This is a genomic window from Otariodibacter sp. (assembly GCF_029256985.1).
Lineage (GTDB): Bacteria > Pseudomonadota > Gammaproteobacteria > Enterobacterales > Pasteurellaceae > Otariodibacter.
Genome location: NZ_JARIDQ010000004.1, coordinates 21,824 through 39,286, shown reverse-complemented (window position 1 = coordinate 39,286; position 17,463 = coordinate 21,824). Strand labels below are relative to the sequence as shown.

Sequence of the window (17,463 nt, the reverse complement as noted above, 5' to 3'; positions counted from 1 at the left end):
GTCACCATCTCTATTAGGAATAGGTAACAATCTTTTTAAGCTAAGATAAATAACAGGATGTGTTACATTTCTACTAGTATTTTTGCTATGTGGTGTTGGTAAATTATTTCTAACTACTGTTCTATGTTTTCTACCTTCTGTATCAGTTAGAGTCAACCTTAGATCATTAATATCCTTTTTAAAATAAGCGTCATAGATATTATACCTAACATCCATTTCACCAGGTTTATCAAACTGATCAGATAACCGAAAATGTTCACTAAATTGAGATTTAAAAGGTTTATCATTCAAAGTCTTAAAATCTAACTTCTTATCATTAATCACATCTTTGTCAAAATTAAAAATTTGAGCAACAAGCCCAAGAATAGTTGATTTAGCTGTACCATTCTTACCACTTATTACAGTAATTCTGCTTCCAAATTCAAAACTAACATCACTCATATTTCTAAAATTTTTAACAGTCATACTTTTTAGAAGAGTTCCTTTTATTTGTTGTTTTTTTGCCATAAGACAATTCCCTGAATGATAAACATTAAATTTCTGATCTAAATAATTTAGTTTAGAAAATACCAGCTTTGTATAATTCTATCAAATTATTATAAAAACACTTCACTTAAGGTGTCATTGTTTTTTAGCTACAAATCTGATGACTTTACCTTTTCCATTGTGCAAAAGTCCCTCCGACAACTCAACTTCTGTTTCTTCTAAAAATAAGAATTCAAAATCATGAAAATCTTGTTTTAGCTCTTCAATCGAAAACAACAACTCTAATTTATCAGGACCACCAACTTTCGGGTTTTCAGTTCTATATGCTAAATGTTGCTTACTAAAGGCCTCAAAAACGATATGCCCACCTTTTCTTAGAAGTGAGGCTAATTTTTTATGATAATCAGATCTGACAGCAGGAGGAAAATGTGCAAAGACAAGTCCTATTGCATCAAATGATTCTGGTTCAAAACCTAAGTTAGGTAACTCACCTACTACATAATTGATTAATACTTGATTTTCTTCTGCTAATTTTAAGGCTTTTTTACGCCCTTCTTTGCTAATATCAAATGCACTTACTATCCAATTATTGTTTGCAGCATAAACTGCATTTCGCCCTTCACCTTCTGCACCAAGTAAAATAGATGCTGGGGATAATTTATCTAATTCTCTTTTGAAAAAAGCATTTGGTATTTTGCCATACACAAATTGTTGTTTTTGATAATGCTTATCCCATTTTTCTGCTAACCTATTCATATTTAATGTTTAAACCATACTTAATATTAAAAAATGGCCACCTATATTGCGGTAAGTTCTGCTATAGATAACCTCTCAGTTATCCTGACCTATTATTATAAAAATCGAACAATTAAACACAATAGTCTACGATGCTCAAAATGATTAAATAATCCTATAGATCAGTAATATTAACCTTATCACTATTACCCGTTTCAGGTACTCTTAGCAAAGCAACTAACGACAAAACACCATTTAATGCTAAGTAAATCCCTACCCCCATTAAACCAAAATTTGCATTGATTTGTAGCGTAATAATTGTGGCAACACTTGCTCCAAGGATACCTGCTACATTGTAGGATAATGAAGATCCCGTATAACGAATCTCCGTTGGAAATAACTCAGGTAAAATAACAGACATTGGTCCAAAGGTTGCACCCATTAGTATCATTCCCACCATTAGGAACATAAATAATGAGGTTTCTGTGCCATTTTCTAAGAATAGCGGTATCGCAAAACCAAAGAGAATAATAAGGATTGTCGTTCCGATAAGAAAAGGTTTACGTCCCCATTTATCCGATAGAATACCCGATAAAGCAATTGCAATAGCAAATACAACAGAGCTTATAAGTAAGTATTTAGTGAAGACTTGGGATGAAAAACCTAGCCCTTGTGCATAGCCTGCTGGCGATAATGTTGTTGGTGATTTTGCATAAATTTGAGCAAAGGCTGCCAAAATATAGAAAAGCACATAACCTGCAGTGGCAAGAAAAATCCCTGCTAAAAATACGCGATAATATTTCTTTAATAAATTTGCGACAGGTAATTTAACCAGTTTGCCAGACTGCTTTGTTTTCTCAAAGACTTCACTTTCCCATAAGGTCATACGGACATAAAGTCCGATAACAACTAAAACAACGGAAGAAATGAATGGAATACGCCATCCCCATTCAACAAAAGCTTTTTCACCAACAATCATACTCACAATGAAAAAGACAGCATTGGCAAGCAATAAACCAATAGGCGCCCCTAATTGAGGGAAGATCCCAAACCATGCACGTCTATTTTTAGGAGCATTTTCTATTGCCACTAGTGCTGCTCCGCCCCATTCTCCGCCAATACCAATACCTTGTCCCACTCGACAAAGACAGAGCAATATAGTCGCTCCAATGCCAATACTTTGATAAGTTGGTAAAAAACCAATTACAACGGTGGAAATACCCATCATGATAAGCGAGAAAACAAGTGATTTCTTTCGACCAAACTTATCGCCAATATGTCCAAATAAAATAGACCCAATCGGGCGAGCTAAAAACGCTAAAGCCAACGTTGAAAGTGAGGCTAATTGATTGGAAAGTGGATCAGCACTACTAAAAAATTGATGGTTGAATACCAATACGGCAGCCATTGCATAGATATAGTTATCAAAATATTCAATAGCTGTCCCCACCATTGTTGCAATCACAATTTTTTGAGGGGAGTTATGCTTCATGATGTCCTCTAAGTAACTCTTTTACTGTTTGAGGAATATTTTCAGAATAGGTGATCGCAGTAATTACAGCAACACCATCCGCACCATTCTTACGAAGTTGTTCTACACTATCGGCTTTAACTCCGCCTATTGCAACAAGAGGCTTAGTAATTCCTGCATCCCTTAAAGTCTTAATAAAATCCATTCCCACCACAGGTTTTGGATCTTCTTTAGATTGAGTTGGAAAGATTGGTCCAATACCAAAATAATCAATTGCCTCAAGATCGTTGCTTGCCAGTGCTTCTGTCATTTTATTGACCGATAAGCCAACGATAATCGGTTTATCTGTTTTTTTACGGATTTCTAATGCAGACATATCGCTTTGTCCAACATGGATACCATCAGCATTAATTTCTAAGGCTAAATCGACATTATCATCAATAATAAAAGGCACATTGTATTTATTACAAAGATCACGACATTTAATCGCTAATTCTTTCTGTTTTTCGGGCTGATCGGCTAATGAAAATTTTCCTTTATCTCGAAATTGAAAGCAAGTTATACCACTTTGCAATGCCTGTTCTAAAATAGATAATAAATGTTGAGCAAGATCACCTGATAAATGGCGGCAATCCTGAGTTCCCGCGATAAAATAAAGCGGTAAGATCTGACGAATATTTTGCATATTTTATTCCTTACAACTGTTTTTCTTACAACTATTCTTGTGATAACTGCGAATAAGCCCAATGATTAGTAGGGCCGTGTCCGTGTCCAATATTTAATGGATGAGTAATTGCAGCTGTGATAAAAGCTTTAGCTGTTTTCATTGCCTCTTCCATTGTCTGACCTTTTGCTAATTCAGCAGTCAAACACGCTGAAAATGTGCAACCCGTACCATGAGTATGGGGAGTATTAAAACGAGGGGCTTCTAAAACAAAATGCTCTTTGTCGGTAAACACCCAATCTCGACAAATTTCACTTTGAGAATCTAACTCATGCCCACCTTTAATGATGACATTTTTAGTTCCTAGTGCTTTTAAGCGTTTAACTGCCTCTTTTACGGACTCCTCATCAGTAATTTTCACTCCACTCAAAGCTTCTGCCTCTGGAATATTAGGTGTAATTACATCCGCTAAAGGTAGTAGTTTTTCTACCAAGGCATTGACTGCATTATCTTGTAATAAAGGCGCTCCGCCCTTTGCGATCATCACAGGATCTAACACAAATTGTCCAAATTTATATCTTTTCAAATTCTCTGCCACACATTCAATGATCTCTGGTGTGCCTAACATTCCAACTTTTACCGCTTGAATATCAAAATCATCAGCAATTGCTTTGATCTGAGCTTCAATAGTTTGAATTGGCACTGGGTGAATATCAAAAACGCCCAATGTATTTTGAGCGGTAATTGCTGTAATTGCTGAAGTGCCAAACACTCCTCGCATTTGAAAGGTTTTTAAATCGGCTTGAATACCCGCTCCGCCACCACTATCTGAGCCAGCAATAGTCAGTGCTTGTTTCACATTAGACATTGTTTACTCTCCCGTATTGTTCAATCGTCTCGACCGATAAACTCGCTAATTGGTCGAGCAATCCCACATAGAATTGTCCATTATCTGTTGGCGATAATTTTTCAGCTAAAATTTCCCCGGCAACCGCATAAGCAGTACAAGCTTCAACTACTGAATCAAAATAATGTTGTTTTTCAGCAACCGCCAAAAAGGCACCACAAATAGAACTTAATAAACAACCTGATGCGGTAATTTTAGGGAACATTGGTGTACCATTATGGATATTGGCTGTTTTTACTCCATCACTCACCACATCAACTTCACCACTGATTGCCACAACAGATTGGTATTGATTTGCGACTTTTTTCGCAATGTTATTCAGATCTGCATTACCATCACCCGCATCGACTCCTTTTGCCTGCCAAGCTTCACCTGCAATAGTAGCTAGCTCACCTGCATTCCCTCTAATCAAAGCAAACTTCACTTCAGCTAATAATTGACTGATAATGTTCTTACGATAACTAGTTGCACCAACACCAACAGGATCTAACACTACAGGAATGCCAATTTTATTTGCCGTTTTACCTGCCAATAACATTGCATCAGCTTCTTTACCAATTAACGTACCAATATTAATCACGAGAGCCTGACTTAAAGCTGGCACTTCTTCCATTTCTTCGACATTGGCTGACATAATTGGTGAAGCTCCGATCGCTAATAATCCATTGGCGCAATAATTGGCAGCTACAATATTGGTAATATTGTGGATCAAAGGATTTTGCTGTCTGATCTTTTCTAAATAGGTTGATTTCATATTCCACCTCTATTGCAATTCAACGGCATAACTTTTTAATTCTGGCACTGTTTTAATTAAACCTTGTGCTTGCATAAATTCTGCCATTGCTTGATAACGATGAGCATCTAATGCTCTTGGTCTTAAAGCTAGACGAGGTAAGGTATCTTTCCACGCCATTTGATTTAATTCATCACCTAACTCATTTGGCTTATAACTAACAAAAGCCTCCCAAGCTTCATCGGGATGATTTAAGGTAAAGATGGTTGCTTCTTCTAAGGCACTTAAGAAGTTTGAGAATTTTTTATCGGAGAGATTTTTGCTATTAGCAGTAAGAATTAACTCATCATAAGCGGGTACACCGTGTTCTTCTGGAAAGAATGCTAAACCTTCACTTTTTTCTAATTTCAACTGATTGAGTTCAAAATTACGATAAGCACCCACAACCGCATCAACTTGACCAGATAAGAGTGATGGCGAGAGTGAGAAATTAACATTCACCAATTCAACATCATCTTTCGACATATCAACTGAACGCAACATTATGTTTAGGATAGCATCCTCAAATCCACTTACTGAATAACCAATTTTTTTGCCTTTTAAATCACTTAATTGCTTAATATTGCTATTTTTTAGTACAACTAAACTGTTTAATGGAGTTGAAACTAAAGTACCTACTCTGACAATAGGCAACCCTTCCGCTACTTGCTGTTGGAGTTGAGGTTGATAATCTACCGCCATATCCACATCACCAGAAGCGACCAACTTAGGGGCGAGTGAAGGATCGGCTGGCTCAATAATTTCAACATCTAGGTCATATTTGTCAAAAAAACCTTTCTGTTGAGCAACAATAAGCGCAGCGTGGTCGGGATTAACAAACCAATCTAACATTAGTGAGATTTTGTCTTTTGCATAAGCTGAACTCGTGCTTGCTAGGCCTGTCATAAGGCACAATGCGACTGTCAATTTTTTCATTGTGTTTTCCTCTTTAACTTAAATCTAAACCCATTTGCCAAAATGCAATTTCCATTCTGGTTGCTGTATTAAAAATGTGTTGAAGTTTCTCAATTTGTGAAGCGGTCAGATCCGCACAAAGTTTTTCAATATTGTCTGCGAGATTCTGTGCGGATTGTTGAAATTCAGGAGCTGCATAAGCATTAATCCAATCCTGATAAGGATTATTAGAATCAGTATTTTGCTCACTTAATCTTTTGCCAATTTCTGCATAACCAATTGCACAAGGTGCTAAGGCAACATAAAGTTCAGCTAATCCACTTTTGATACCGCAATCTAAAACATAACGTGTATAAGCAATACAAGCTGATGATTCTGGCGTGCCAAATAATTCTTGCTCGGCAATTCCCCAACTTTTACAAAAATCAATATGTAATTGAATTTCTTGTAATAAATCTGCATTCATCTGTTGAGCTTGAAAAATTTGTTCAAAATTTTCGGCTTTAAAAATACCTAGTGAGATTGCTCGGCTATATTGAAACAAGAACAAGTAATCCTGTTTTAAGTAATGCTGAAAAGAGGCTTTACTCAACGAACCTTGCCCTAATTGTTGAACAAAATTATGCTCAACATAGGCTTTCCAATAGGGTTTAGCATTACTTATGAATTTATCAATCATCAACATAGTTTCTCCTTTAAACTAATGGCTTAAGATTAGCGAACTTGTGAAATCCAAGGGATAAAATAACGCAGTAATTTATCGGTAAAAAAGTACAAGCAAAGTGCAATTAAAACGAGAATAAATAAGGCTGAAAACATCAGGTCAACTTGCATTCGAGCATTCGCATTCAACATTAAATAGCCAAGCCCCTCTGATGAGCCAACCCATTCACCAATCACCGCTCCAATGGGCGCTATCGACACCGCAATTCTCAAACCAGATGCTAAAGCTGGTAATGCCGCTGGGAATTTAACTTTGAGTAATAATGCAAGCGGTGAGATCTTGAGTGTATTTGCCAATTCCAACCACGTTTTAGGTGTGTTTCTCAAGCCGTCATAACAAGCTGCGGTGACTGGGAAATAAATGATAAGAATAGTCATCACAATCTTCGATGTCATTCCGTAGCCAAACCAAAGAACCAATAATGGTGCGATAGCAAATATCGGTATCGCCTGAGAAGTAATGAGGATCGGTAATAAAAAGGAAGATATTGTTTTAGATAAACTCAACAGTACTGCTGATAATAGTCCGAATAGTACGCCCAGTACTAATCCAACCACAATTTCAATTAATGTAATTTGAGTATGTTGCCACAATAATTGAGTATTCTCAGAAAATTTATTAACAATATTGAGAGGTGTTGGCAATAAATAGTGAGGAATCTGCCAAAGCATCACAGCTAATTGCCAACACATAAGTAAGATAACAGCTAATACAAGCGGTCGGATAATCGGTAAAATTTTCATATTAACTCCCCGCTTGCAAGTTCATCGAGTAATTCTTTCTGTAATTGCCACAATGATTCTTGATTTAATTCTCGAGGTAAATCATCGAGCAAAGTGATTTGGTGAGTAATTGTTGCGGGTGTACCTTTTAAGATCGCAATGTTGTGACTCAATCGAATGGCTTCTTGTGGATCGTGCGTGATCAGTAAAATCGTTTTGTCTTTGAGCAGAGAATAAGAAAGGTTTTGTAATTGATAACGGGTAACGGCATCTAATGCTGAAAAAGGCTCATCCATCAAAATGATATCAGCTTCTTGCATTAAGGTTCTTGCTAAGGCAACACGTTGTTTTTGCCCACCAGAAAGCTGATAAGGCGCTTTATAGATATGCTCTATCATCTTTACTTGTTCGAGTAACGCTTTAGCTTTTTCTGTTGTTTGTTTATTTTTACATCTTGATAAATGGGCTTCAAGTTGCACATTATCCAGAATAGAAAGCCACGGATACAAGGCATCTTCTTGAGCGAGCCAAGCAATTTTTGATTGATGAGATAGATCTATTTGACCTTGCTGAATTGCTTCATTTTCTAAACCAGCAATTGCCCTCAATAGAGTTGATTTCCCTACACCTGAACTGCCAAGTAAGGTGGTCCATTGCCCTTTTTTCAGACTAAAAGAGAAATCTTTGAAAAGCACTTGCTCACCAAATGCTAGAGTTAGATTATTGATCTTCACACTATGCATATCAGCTACCTTACAGATAGTAGAAGGTTGCTAAATAGCGAATGATTTAATGCAGAAGATGAACGATAGGTAGAGTTTGGATAGTATATATTTTGACATAATGTTAGTTTCCTACGGCAGTATTAACTGAATCAGGTTCACGGGTATTATCTCAGCAATAAATATTGCACCCCGACTAATATGGTTTTGAAGTCTATATGTATTCACAAAAAATTGCAAAAAGATTTACATTCAATACGCTCTCCCCCCAAAAAAAAGCCACAAGGATAAATAATTCCTTGTGGCTAAAAATTGTTATATAAACTATTTACGTTATTTTTATTTCAAAAATATATTAAGAAATGGTTGTACCTTCTTCAGTACCGAGTACTACTTTACGTAATGCTCCCGCTTTACCCATATTGAATACACGAATTGGCATACCATGATCACGAGCTAAAGTGAATGCTGCAAGATCCATCACTTGCAATTCTTTATCAATGACTTCTGCATAACTTAATGTTTTATAAAGTACCGCATCTGGATTTTTAGCTGGGTCTTTATCATAAACTCCATCAACTTTTGTTGCTTTTAATACAACATCTGCTTCAATTTCAATACCACGCAAGCAAGCAGCTGAATCAGTAGTAAAAAATGGACTACCTGTTCCAGCTGAGAAAATTACTACACGTTTTTCACGTAACATTTTTATTGCTTCTGACCAGTTATAAGTATCACAGATACCATTTAATTGAAATGCCGACATTAATTTAGCGTTAACATCTGCACGGTGTAGAGCATCACGCATTGCAAGTCCATTCATTACTGTTGCAAGCATTCCCATGTGATCGCCTACAACTCGATTCATACCAGCTTTAGCTAATTTTGCACCACGGAATAAATTTCCTCCGCCAAGAACAACCCCAACTTCAACGCCCATCTTCAATAATTCTTTAATCTCAAGCGCCATTCTATCTAAGATAGAAGGGTCAATACCAAATCCTTCATTACCTTGTAATGCTTCACCGCTAAGTTTTAGTAAAATACGTTTATAAATTGGAGTACTCATTCTTTACCTCTTTGTAATGGTTTAAGGAAAAATTATCTTATTATAAAACATCTTATTCTTTGAGAAAACTCTTTGAAAAAACTCTTATTTTCATTATTTATTACTTATACTTAGTATGATTTATGTTCAAAAACTATTTTATTAAAATATTATCACTTAGCTAAAATATATTTTATATTATAAATAAAATAATATTCTTAAATATTTTATATATTTCCTTATATTAAAATATATTCATGAAAATTAATTTAATTTATAAAAAATTCTAAAAATAAATAAATTTACTTATTTAGTAAAAATAATGTGATATATCCATAATATACATAAAAAGAAGCTGTGCTAAATTAACATCTCTGAAAAAAATAAGCACAGCTTTCACTTTTATTGTCTATTTAAATTTTATCGAAAATTACCATTCCCCACGACGGTGGTTAGAAACCCAACGATACATACCAACAATATTTAATGTTTTCATATTGTTAAAGCCTATCCATTCTTGAACTTCTGGACTAAATTTAACATTACGGTAAAGTTGGTCCCAAGATTGGCCTTCACGAACTAAATTAAGTACTTGTCCATGTAAATCTACCATGTAATCACGTAATGCTTTTTCATCTTCTTTTGTTGCTGGGCTATAGTGACCAACATCAATAATATCAACATCTTGTTTTAATACCCAATTTAGAGTATCAATCCAACCAGGATAATAGAAATCTAAGAAATCATTGTATGGCATACTCTTACTTTCACATACGTCTGTACATTGTAATGCTTTTTGGCGAGGGAACAATACCATTGTCATACTATCTGAATGGCTTGGGGCAATGCGGTGTAGTTCAACAGTTTCACCACCAATACTAATAGTCATATCTTTATCAAATACACGATTTGGAATAGCATAAGGAAGTTTTTCACCAACAATTGGCTCTACCGCTCTTTGGTTAGCAATAATTGTAGCACCTGCTTTTTGAAATACTTGGCTTCCAGCTATATGGTCAGCATGTGCGTGAGTTAAAATAACATATTTTACTGGTACATTAAAACGAGTTTTTATCTCGTTATTAAGCCATTCTGCAGCACATGTAGCACCCGCATCAACAACAACAGCACCTTCATCAGTAATCATAACAAGGCCACTATGAACAGCTAAACCAGCACCATTAGTATGGCGGTATAAATTATCTTTAATATGAACTAAAGTCGGAGCAACGGTATCACACATTCCTACCGTCATATCTGGTAACATTTCACGATTTTTATATTGGGATAAATCAACATCAACACCTGTATCAGATGCAGCTATTGCTCCCAATGAAAAAGTCATGCTAGCAAGAGCGAGTAAAGTTTTTTTAAATGACATAATAAAATCCTCAACCTAAAAGAAAAGTAAAAAGTACTAATAAATCATAAAATAATATACTATTAAAATATCAATACCTTAGAATGATGTATCTCACTATATTATTCAATATTTACTGATACTAAATCTATTAATATATAAATACATCGAAAAGTATTATACGCTCATTTATTTTTTATTCAATTATTTACATTTTTTTCAAATGGACTTAATATTAGCAATGTTTTTTTAACAAATAACCATTAATTATTTATGGTTATTTGTTAATAAAAACAATCAGCAAAACAAAAAACAAATGGTATAATATCATTACAAGTAATATGCCAGTAACTTGTCTTGCAATTTCTTTTATCAAATATTGAGGAATAAAATATGACTTCATCTTATCAATTAGATACTTCTGTAGAAGAAGTAGAAAGTACAACAGCAGAAGTTTCAGAAAAAGAAACTTTATCTAGACGTAAATTTCTTAGTGCTGCAGGTCTAGGCTTAGGAGTAGCTAGTGTTGGATTAAGTACATTACCATTTGTTAGTACTCCAGCATTCGCAGCAGATAAGTCTACAAATGCTAAGAAAGTAGCTAAAACTTCTTACGGTGCAAGTACAGCTGATAAAAAAATCCAAGTTGTTAGCCTTGAACGTTTGGAAGAGCCTGCAAGTAAAGTTATTCCAAAAGCAGGTTTTGCATTTGTATCAGGTGCTGCTGGTGGTGAATGGACAATGCATGAAAACCGCCGTGCATTTGATGATTATCGTATTGCTGCAAAACGTCTCGTTGGCTTATCTTGGAATGATATTGATACTTCAACCAAATTATTGGATTTAGACCTAGCTTCTCCAGTAATTATTGCTCCAATGGGAGCTCATGCTATGGTTCATGAAAGTGGCGAACAGATGACAGCTAAAGGTGCTGAATTAGCAAATACTTTATACTGCTCATCTGGCGCATCAAATGCAACTCTTGAACAAATTGCGAAATCAACTAAAGGCCCTAAGTGGTTCCAGTTATATTATAATAATGATGAAGAAGTAACTAAATCACTTCTAACTCGTGCAAAAAATGCAGGTTATACTGCAATTATCTTAACTGCTGATGCGCTTGGTCCCGGCCAACCAGAAAACTTTATTGCTATGGGTAGCCCATTCCGTCCAGATAGATCATTCGGTAACCATGATCCAAAAATGGGTGGTTCAGGAGACTTCTTTAATCAAAAAACAGCTTTAACAACTAAAGATATTCAATTCATAAAAGAATTTACCGGTTTACCTGTTATTGTTAAAGGTATTTTACGTCCTGATGATGCAGAAAAATTTATCCAAGCTGGTGCTGATGCAATTCAAGTATCTAACCATGGTGGTCGTCAAATTGATGGTGTCCCAGCAAGTATGACTGCATTACCTGCCATTGCTAAAATCGTAAATAAACGTGTACCAATTATCTTAGACGGTGGCGTTCGCCGTGGTATTGATATCGTGCGTGCAATAGCAATGGGTGCAACAGCTGTTGCTGTTGGTCGTCCAATCCTATACGGTTTAGGTTTAGGTGGTTCACAAGGTGTTAAATCTGTAATTGATTTCTTAAATAAAGATTTAGTTGCTGCAATGATCTTAAGTGGTGCAGGAAAATTATCAGATTTAGATCCAAGCTACATTGATATCGTTGGTGAAAATGCTAAATATGATGTCTACAATGGATAATTAATATTAATTATTTGTCAAATTTAATAGAAAAAGCGAGCAGGCTTTCTGTTCGCTTTTTATCTTTATATTATTGAATATAAAATTACCAAAGATTTGATTCAAAAATATTAAAAAAGATCATTAAAATGAGTAAAAATATGAAAAAATATATTGTAATAATTCTATTTAGCTCTTTCTTCTTTATGAAGAACGCTGATGCTCATCCACATACATTTATTGATATAAAAAATAAAGTATTGGTTGAAAACAATATGTTAAAAGGGTTTGATATGAGCTGGCGGTTAGATGAAATCACCTCATCACAACTCATTTATGAGCTAAAAAATGCCAAAGATAAAGAACGAGCTAAACAAGATGTAATAGGCGAACTATCATTCTATATCATGGGAAATCAATTTTTCAGTAGATTATATAATGAAAAAGATGAAAGGATTCAATTTGATGAACTTCCACTAAACCCAACCATTCAAATTGAAGATAGTAGAATTACCTATAATTTTGAATTACCACTTTTGCAACCCGTAGCAACGAAAGGACACTCTTTTAAATTATTTACTTTTGAACCAACTTACTATCTTTCTATGAGTTATCTTGATCATAAGGACATTAGTATTACGCCTAATTCACAATGTACTGTATCAATATCGGAATCAAAAGTGGATGAATCTCTACGCCTCTATGCATCTCAATTAGATCAAACAGCAAAACCTGATCTATCATCGATTAACCAATTCAAAAAATCGGATTCAAACATGCCATCAGATATAGAATATTCGTTAGGTTCTCGATTTGCTCAACGAGCTAATATTGACTGTCAATAAGCTAAAATTAACGACACTGTGCCTTAAAACGCAAAAGGTGATCTAACAATACGATAGCAACCATTGCTTCTGCAATAGGTACAGCTCTAATGCCTACACAAGGGTCATGACGACCTTTTGTCACTAACTCAACTGATTCATTGTTTAAATTAATACTTTTTCCTGGAACAGTAATGCTCGAAGTTGGTTTCATTGCAATATGAGCAATAATTGGTTGTCCTGAACTAATTCCTCCAAGGATCCCTCCCGCATGATTAGAAAGAAATCCTTCTGGTGTTATTTCATCACGATGTTCACTTCCTTTTTGCTCCACAACATCAAAACCATCTCCAATTTCAACACCTTTAACTGCATTGATTGACATTAAAGCATGAGCTAAATCAGCATCTAATCGGTCAAACACAGGTTCGCCTAATCCAACGGGAACATTTTCTGCTACCACAGTTAATTTTGCTCCCACAGAATTACCTTCTTTTTTTAATTCTCTGATTAAATTATCAAAAGACTCTATAACGGTAGGATCAGGGCTAAAAAAGGGATTACTATTAATTTGATCCCAATTAATTTTTTTTATATCTAAAACACTTTCTGGGTTAATTTTTATAGAACCAATTTGTGACAAATATCCCCTAACTAAAATCCCAAATTTCTCTTTTAAATATTTTTTTGCGATAGCACCAGCCGCCACACGCATTGCTGTTTCTCTAGCTGAAGATCTGCCTCCACCTCTATAATCCCGAATACCATACTTTTTCTGATAGGTATAGTCAGCATGTCCTGGACGAAATTTATCCATGATATCACTATAATCTTTAGAACGTTGGTCACTATTATTTATAATCAATCCAATACTTGTGCCTGTTGTTTTACCTTCAAATACACCCGACAAAATTTGAACTTCATCATTTTCTCTACGAGAAGTAGTATAACGTGAGGTGCCTGGTTTTCGTCTATCTAAATCAGGTTGGATATCTTCTTCTGTCAGAGATAAATTAGGGGGAATACCATCAATAATACAGCCTAATGCAACACCATGAGATTCACCAAATGTTGTCACCTTAAATAGCTTTCCTATACTATTACCTGCCATATTTCATCCCCGTTGTATTATTGATTTCTGCAATGTAATTGTATCATCATTGTGTAGATGAACATCAACCTGTTTAAATGCAAATTTAATGCCATTCTCCTTAAACACTTGATGGATTCTTTTATATAATAAATTACGTGTTTTCACACGATCCCATAATTCTGGTACACAAGCGACAAACTCATGCTCTATCCATCCTTCACTAATATCAGATAAATTAACTTCTGGTTCAGGATCTTTCATCACTTTAGGGGATTCTTCTGCAATTTGATATAGCAATTTCTCCACTAAATCTAAATCCACATCTGCGCTTACTTTCAAAATAAGTCTTAAACGAGTAATTGAATTATTAAGTGTCCAGTTTACGAATCGACCTGTAACAAAAGCTTGATTTGGTAATACAACTTCTTTTTTTTCATTATCAACCAATACTGTTGAACGTAACCGAATATTTGACACAAATCCAGTATATTTTTCTACTGATACTTTATCACCAACTCTTATAGGTCGCTCAAATAATAAAATTATTCCCGAAATAATGCTACCAAATATTTCCCTCACTCCAAATCCAAGCCCGACAGAGAGAGCAGTAAATACCCATTGAATCTTATTCCACGATAATCCTAATGCAGAAAATGATGCTATACTACCTAATGTAACAATAAAATAAGTTAATACTGCTTTAATTGTATGAGGAGTCCCTTTCGAAAATTTCATACGAGAGAAAAGAGAAAATTCTAAAATTCCTGCAATATTTTTAACAAGCGTATAAGTTATTACGACATATAGTATAGAGCGGAGTATATTTAATAATGTGATTGATTCAAATACAACACCTTGAGATGTTGTTTCAGCTTGTTCCCACAGCACGACACCATTTAGATAATATGCCACACTAATGAGATCTGACCATATCGCATATAGAAAAGTGAATAAAACTACCCATCCAAACAGATCTGCCATTTGAATAAGTTGCTGACTTACTACTGATATTCTAATTTTTTCTTCTTTCTTTTCATCTCTTTGCTTTTCTGAATCTTGAGAACGTAATATTTCTCTCTCATTTTGTAAACGGCGATATGCCATACGGCGAGCTGAAATTGATAAAAAACGATAAACAAAATATCGTCCAAATACCCATACTAATGCACCTAAATAACTCTTGATAATATGCTCAATAATATAAACAGAAGTATAGTAGTAACCAAGAATGATTAACACAACAAGTGAAATTGGAACAATAAATAGCACTAAACGTAATAAGTTGAATAACCCAATACTTCGCTTTGAGCCATCTTCTAAAACTGCATTACGATATTCACAAATTCCTTTGTCTAACCATGGTCTAACAACAAAGAAACATAGCATTAATGCAATAATTGTAACAACTTCTCCAATAACATCATTATTAAATCCAATACTATCTACATCAGAAAAAGTCGATGATATAACCAATAAAAATACAATCCATACTGATTGGCGAATAATACGTCTAAAAATACGATTACTTGCTTGTGGCATATCAAAATGAGAATAAGCTAATCCATGAGGTCTTAATAACTCTAACGTTGTTGCAAAAAACCACCAAAATATTGAAATTTCAGTTAACCAATCAAAACCAAGAAGAGGATCTGAAAAAAAGAATAACATTAAAATAGTTGAAAAAATTAAAAAAGCTAATGCTCTGGGTAAAGTAAGAATTAGTGTCCAAAACATAGCCTCAGGTGTTACCCAGTGGCTATCTTTTTTTAATGTATTAACTTTTCCTGCAAGCACAGTCAAACGATGTTTAATTGCCTCTTTTTTCCATTGAATTACTACATAAAGTAATACAAAGAAAAATAGGAAAGAAAACTTAGATAATAAATTTTTATTAATATTTTCGAATCCAACATAACTTGATAATTGGGCAACTTCTGCAACTGCTAATTGTGGAAAATTTTTAATCCAAGTTAAATCAATTGGGTTATTACTTTTTACCCAAAAACTTTGTTGTTGTAATTGTCTTTCTAATTCATCACTCAATTTAACGATCTGGCTTTGAGTAGATTCAATATCAGTTGATAAATTTAGTTGAGAGTTAAATGCTTTAATCAAGTCAATAAAAATCTTTTCTCTCTCTTTAAAAAGAATATTTAAAGTATTATATTCATCATCCGTAAAGATTAATTTATTTTTTTCTTGTAGTTGTACAATTATTTCAGGAATATTATAGAGTTGATCTCGTTGCTGAGTTATTTCAAATAATTCTACACGTAAGTTGCTAATATCTTTAGATAGCCCAGTAATATTACTATCTGTTGGTAACGACTGCTTTTGCTGGTTAATAATTCGAGATAGAATTAATGTTCCTTGTAATGCGCTAATTTGCTCCTCAATATTTCTTTTAGTTTGTATCAATGCATCTAATACATTTTTGACACGTAAACTTTCTTGAGATAAAAAATTAGTTTTTTGAGTCTGTTCAACCAAATACTCACTAAGATCGCTATTCACACCAAATTCATACTGAATAACAGGATTAGTAATATTACTATCTTCTTTATGCTGTTGCGCTTGCTTTGCTTGATCTTCAAATTCTTTAAGTCGATGAGCATTTAAGTTTTCTTGTAATGCAAATAACTCTTGTTGTAAAAGTTGTTGTTTTAATGTTAATTCAGAACGTTTATTTTCATCAATAGAAATAAGCAAATCAATATTTTGACCTAAAATAAGGTTGTATCTATTATTTACTTCAATATATTCTAGCTCTGCATTATATTTATTAATTAGTGATTTACTTGCTTTACTATTATATTTCCAACGATTTAATGTATCAGCTCTTTGATTATTATCTATAATTTTTGTATGAGTAGATTCCAAAGCAGATCGATAGCTTGCTAAGCTTGATGTGACATCATTTATACTATCTCTAACAGTTTGTAACTCTTGATTGATTTCTGTTTGTTGGATTTCTAATTTAGACACAGATAAATTAGAAAAAAGATTAGATACATTATTCATTCTTTCTTTCATCTCTTTTATATTAGTTTGATAAGTATCTAAAATAGTTGGAGCATCTTTAATCTTTTTTTCTAATGCTATAATTTCTTCTTTTGTAGACTTTGTCTTTTCTAAGAAAACTAATGTGTCCTCTAAATTTTTAGCAAGTAATTGTTCATCCACTGTTTCAGTTTCTTTAACTGAATCCAATTGAGATTGAATATTATTGATAGATAAAAAAGAATCAGGTTCAGATGCCTTCAGTAAGCTATTCACCCCTAATAATATAAAAACTAGAATAAATAATCTTTTAAACATTCTT

At 34.1% G+C, this 17,463-nt stretch carries 16 protein-coding genes and 1 riboswitch; of the genes, 2 read left to right on the top strand and 14 right to left on the bottom strand.

Features of this window, described 5'->3' with window-relative positions:
- The 12 genes from Q1J40_RS00570 to Q1J40_RS00515 form a co-directional block, all read right to left on the bottom strand.
- The coding region (locus Q1J40_RS00570; RefSeq protein WP_301098099.1) for an AAA family ATPase at positions 1 to 507 on the bottom strand (507 nt) is incomplete at its 3' end.
- Positions 508 to 621: 114 nt separating this feature from the next.
- Entirely contained in the window at positions 622 to 1,242 is a 621-nt protein-coding gene (locus Q1J40_RS00565; protein ID WP_301098098.1) for a class I SAM-dependent methyltransferase, read from the bottom strand.
- A gap of 154 nt (positions 1,243 to 1,396) precedes the next feature.
- Entirely contained in the window at positions 1,397 to 2,713 is a 1,317-nt protein-coding gene (locus Q1J40_RS00560; protein ID WP_301098097.1) for an MFS transporter, read from the bottom strand.
- Positions 2,703 to 3,377 carry a thiamine phosphate synthase gene (thiE, locus tag Q1J40_RS00555; RefSeq protein WP_301098096.1) on the bottom strand — a complete coding sequence of 225 codons (675 nt, stop codon included), beginning with the start codon at positions 3,375 to 3,377 and terminating at the stop codon, positions 2,703 to 2,705. Before thiE ends, Q1J40_RS00560 begins: the two co-directional genes overlap by 11 nt.
- A 31-nt stretch (positions 3,378 to 3,408) precedes the next feature.
- The gene (thiD, locus tag Q1J40_RS00550) at positions 3,409 to 4,224 is read right to left on the bottom strand and encodes a bifunctional hydroxymethylpyrimidine kinase/phosphomethylpyrimidine kinase (protein ID WP_301098095.1); all 816 of its coding nucleotides are present in this window, start codon (positions 4,222 to 4,224) and stop codon (positions 3,409 to 3,411) included.
- Positions 4,217 to 5,017 carry a hydroxyethylthiazole kinase gene (gene thiM, locus Q1J40_RS00545; protein WP_301098094.1) on the bottom strand — a complete coding sequence of 267 codons (801 nt, stop codon included), beginning with the start codon at positions 5,015 to 5,017 and terminating at the stop codon, positions 4,217 to 4,219. The genes thiD and thiM overlap by 8 nt, the downstream gene beginning before the upstream one ends.
- 9 nt (positions 5,018 to 5,026) lie before the next feature.
- Positions 5,027 to 5,941 (bottom strand): ABC transporter substrate-binding protein, encoded by a 915-nt coding sequence (locus tag Q1J40_RS00540; RefSeq protein ID WP_301098100.1) that lies wholly within the window; start codon positions 5,939 to 5,941, stop codon positions 5,027 to 5,029.
- Between the two features lie 43 nt (positions 5,942 to 5,984).
- The gene (gene tenA, locus Q1J40_RS00535; protein WP_301098093.1) at positions 5,985 to 6,635 is read right to left on the bottom strand and encodes a thiaminase II; all 651 of its coding nucleotides are present in this window, start codon (positions 6,633 to 6,635) and stop codon (positions 5,985 to 5,987) included.
- A 29-nt stretch (positions 6,636 to 6,664) separates the two neighbouring features.
- Positions 6,665 to 7,417 (bottom strand): ABC transporter permease, encoded by a 753-nt coding sequence (locus tag Q1J40_RS00530; RefSeq protein ID WP_301098092.1) that lies wholly within the window; start codon positions 7,415 to 7,417, stop codon positions 6,665 to 6,667.
- Positions 7,414 to 8,139, bottom strand: a complete 726-nt coding sequence (locus tag Q1J40_RS00525) for an ABC transporter ATP-binding protein (RefSeq protein ID WP_301098090.1) — start codon at positions 8,137 to 8,139, stop codon at positions 7,414 to 7,416. The genes Q1J40_RS00530 and Q1J40_RS00525 overlap by 4 nt, the downstream gene beginning before the upstream one ends.
- A gap of 91 nt (positions 8,140 to 8,230) precedes the next feature.
- Positions 8,231 to 8,323, bottom strand: a riboswitch (TPP riboswitch).
- A gap of 150 nt (positions 8,324 to 8,473) precedes the next feature.
- Complete coding sequence (gene pyrH, locus Q1J40_RS00520; RefSeq protein WP_301098089.1) at positions 8,474 to 9,187, bottom strand: UMP kinase; 714 nt, start codon at positions 9,185 to 9,187, stop codon at positions 8,474 to 8,476.
- Positions 9,188 to 9,596: 409 nt separating this feature from the next.
- Positions 9,597 to 10,547 (bottom strand): MBL fold metallo-hydrolase, encoded by a 951-nt coding sequence (locus tag Q1J40_RS00515; RefSeq protein WP_301098087.1) that lies wholly within the window; start codon positions 10,545 to 10,547, stop codon positions 9,597 to 9,599.
- Positions 10,548 to 10,919: 372 nt separating this feature from the next.
- On the opposite strand from Q1J40_RS00515, the gene Q1J40_RS00510 reads away from it, so the two are divergent.
- Positions 10,920 to 12,245 carry an alpha-hydroxy-acid oxidizing protein gene (locus tag Q1J40_RS00510; RefSeq protein WP_301098085.1) on the top strand — a complete coding sequence of 442 codons (1,326 nt, stop codon included), beginning with the start codon at positions 10,920 to 10,922 and terminating at the stop codon, positions 12,243 to 12,245.
- A gap of 140 nt (positions 12,246 to 12,385) precedes the next feature.
- Positions 12,386 to 13,069, top strand: a complete 684-nt coding sequence (locus Q1J40_RS00505) for a DUF1007 family protein (RefSeq protein WP_301098083.1) — start codon at positions 12,386 to 12,388, stop codon at positions 13,067 to 13,069.
- Positions 13,070 to 13,076: 7 nt separating this feature from the next.
- On the opposite strand, the gene aroC is transcribed toward Q1J40_RS00505, so the two are convergent.
- Both aroC and mscK read right to left on the bottom strand, forming a co-directional pair.
- Positions 13,077 to 14,159: a chorismate synthase gene (aroC, locus tag Q1J40_RS00500; RefSeq protein WP_301098081.1), complete on the bottom strand. Its 1,083-nt coding sequence runs from the start codon at positions 14,157 to 14,159 to the stop codon at positions 13,077 to 13,079.
- Positions 14,160 to 14,162: 3 nt separating this feature from the next.
- The gene (gene mscK / locus Q1J40_RS00495; RefSeq protein ID WP_301098080.1) at positions 14,163 to 17,459 is read right to left on the bottom strand and encodes a mechanosensitive channel MscK; all 3,297 of its coding nucleotides are present in this window, start codon (positions 17,457 to 17,459) and stop codon (positions 14,163 to 14,165) included.
- Positions 17,460 to 17,463 lie beyond the last annotated feature (4 nt).